Origin of the sequence: Microbacterium sp. (assembly GCF_049661145.1) — a bacterium.
Classification (GTDB): Bacteria; Actinomycetota; Actinomycetes; order Actinomycetales; family Microbacteriaceae; genus Microbacterium.
The window spans coordinates 1-2,671 of the sequence record NZ_JBASZT010000372.1; the positions used below are offsets into that span (position 1 = coordinate 1).

3 protein-coding genes are annotated in these 2,671 nt (G+C 68.5%); all 3 read left to right on the plus strand.

The features are described from left to right. Nucleotides 1–1,496: ABC transporter substrate-binding protein (locus WBP48_RS15290; RefSeq protein ID WP_424441611.1), on the plus strand; the 1,496-nt coding region annotated here is incomplete at its 5' end. Continuing rightward, entirely contained in the window at nucleotides 1,496–2,347 is an 852-nt protein-coding gene (locus WBP48_RS15295) for an ABC transporter ATP-binding protein (protein WP_424441612.1), read from the plus strand. The genes WBP48_RS15290 and WBP48_RS15295, both read left to right, overlap by 1 nt. A 5-nt stretch (nucleotides 2,348–2,352) precedes the next feature. Next, a partial coding sequence (locus WBP48_RS15300) for an ATP-binding cassette domain-containing protein (RefSeq protein ID WP_424441613.1) occupies nucleotides 2,353–2,671 on the plus strand: 319 nt, incomplete at its 3' end.

The window sequence follows — 2,671 nt, forward strand, 5'->3', positions numbered from 1 at the left end:
GCCCCAGCACGTCCGCCGGCGAGCCCGTCGCCGGCGGCACCCTCACGTGGGGCGTCAACACCGAGCCCGCCGCCGGCGGTGTCGACCCCATGGTCGGCACCGGCCTTGCCAACTACTTCACGATGGACCAGGTCTACGAGACACTCCTCACGAAGGATGCCGACGGCATGATCCAGCCCGGACTCGCGCTCAGCTACGAGCAGCCCGACGATCTCACGTACGTGTTCACGCTCCGCGAGGGCGTGAAATTCGCCGACGGCACCGACTTCACCGCGGATGACGTCGTCTACTCGTTCGAGCAGTACATGGCGAGCAACATCTCCAAGAAGGCGTACCTCATCGGGTTGGAGACCATCACCGCCGACGACCCGACGACGGTCACGTTCTCGTTCTCCTCGCCGAACGGGACGTTCATCGACGCCGTGTCGCACCGTGAGACGTTCTTCATCGTCAGCGAGCAGTGGTATTCGCAGGCGAGCGAGGAGGAGCGGCAGCGCACCGCGATGGGCACCGGTCCGTTCGAGCTCGTCGACTGGACCGACGGCGTCTCGCTGACCTTCGACAAGAACGAGAACTACTGGGAGGAGGGAAGGCCGTACGTCGACGAGCTCGTGTTCGAGGTGATCACCGACGAGAGCACCCGGCTCTCCGCCCTCCAGCAGGGCACTATCGACGCGGCGTGGTTCGCCGACGGCACGATCGCCGGCCAGGCCGTCGATGCCGGGTTCACGCAGGGCGACCTCGCCTACACGCAGGGCCTGCCGATCTTCATCAACCCGGAGTCCGGGCCGCTCAGCGACATCCGCGTACGACAGGCCGTGTCCCTGGCGCTTGACCGGCAGGCGATCATCGACACCGTGTTCTTCGGCGACGGCGAAGTGAGCTTCGTCGCACCGGCGGGCGACCCCAACGCTCCCGTGCCCGACGCCGACACGCCCTACTACACCCGGGACGTCGCCGCGGCCAAGGAGCTGCTGGAGGAGGCGGGACAGCCTCATCCCACCATCACGATCAACTACTTCGGTGAGGCTCTGCAGAACCAGCATCCGATGTACGAACTGATGCAGCAGCAGCTGGCGGAGGCGGGAATCACTCTCGAGCTGAACCCGATGCCCACGGCTGAGATCTCCCAGATCTTCACCACCGGCGCCTCGTTCACGGACCTCGTCTCGCTCCCGTGGAGCTACCGGGCCAACCCCGCGTTCTACTACGACCCGTTCCTCTCCGACGCCGGCGCGATGAACCACTGGAAGGGCAACCCGGATGCCGAGGAGGCGATCGCCCTACTCGCCCAGGCGAAGACGATCCCCGATCTGGACGAGCAGTCCGACGTCATCGCGCAGCTCAACGACATCGTCACCGAGAACGTGCTCGCGCTCGTTCCCGCGGCGCTGCCCCAGTACTACCAGGTATGGAACTCCGACGTGGTCCAGGGGTACACGACCGACCCGTACACGTCCCGCTACAACCTGAAGTACACCTGGCTGGCCCGCTGATGACCGCCGACTCCCCACGATCCGCCGGATCCGGCACCGTGCTCGACGTCGCCGCCCTGACGATCGGCTACCGCAACGGCTCGACAGCCGTGGAGGACGTCTCGTTCACGGTCGGCGCCGGCGAGATCGTGGGGATGATCGGCGAATCCGGCAGCGGGAAGTCGAGCGTCGCCATGGCGACGCTCGGCCTCCTGCCGGATTCCGCGCGCGTCGAGGCGGAGCGCCTCGACGTCGCCGGGACCGACATCCTCGACCTCAGCGAGCGCGAGCTGTGCGCGATCCGGGGATCGAGTGCGGCGATGGTGTTCCAGGAGCCGATGACCGCGCTGAACCCCCTCATCCGGATCGGAGAGCAGATCTCCGAGACGCTGCGGGTCCACGGCGAGCGTGACCGCCGGGTACGACGGGCGCGCGCGCTCGAGCTGCTCCGGCTCGTGCGCATGCCCGACCCGGAGCGCCGCATCGATCACTACCCGCATCAGCTCTCCGGCGGTCAGCGTCAACGGGTCGTCATCGCGATCGCGATGGCCGCCCACCCCCGGCTGCTGGTCGCCGACGAGCCCACGACGGCGCTCGACGTGACCGTGCAGGCCGATGTCCTCGACCTCATCCGGGACCTGCGGGACGCGACGGGGATGGGGGTGCTGTTCATCAGCCACGACCTCGGGGTGATCACCGAACTGTGCGATCGCGTGCTCGTGATGCTGCGCGGGCGCGTCGTCGAAGAAGGCCCCGCCGCGAGCATCCTCGCCGCACCGAACCACCCGTACACGCAGGCGCTGCTGGAGAGCATCCCGCGGGCCTCGATCCCGCCCCGCACCCCGCTGCGGACCGCCGACTTCGTGAGGTGAACGCCATGATCCCGCCCGCGGACTCCCCCGCCCCCGTTCTCGAGCTCTCCCGCATCGGCTACACGTACGGCTCGGGCGTCCACGCGTTCCGGGCGCTCACCGAGGTGGACCTGCGGGTCGACGTCGGCCACACCCTCGGTATCGTCGGCGAGTCGGGCTCGGGCAAGTCCACTCTCGCGCGTCTCGTGATGGGGGCGCTGCGCCCCACGGAGGGTGCCGTGCGGTTCCGCGGAGCGGACACCGCCGCGCTGCGCGGAGCCGCGCTGCGGCGGCATCGGACGCGCGTGCAGATGGTCTTCCAGGACCCCCACGACTCGCTCGATC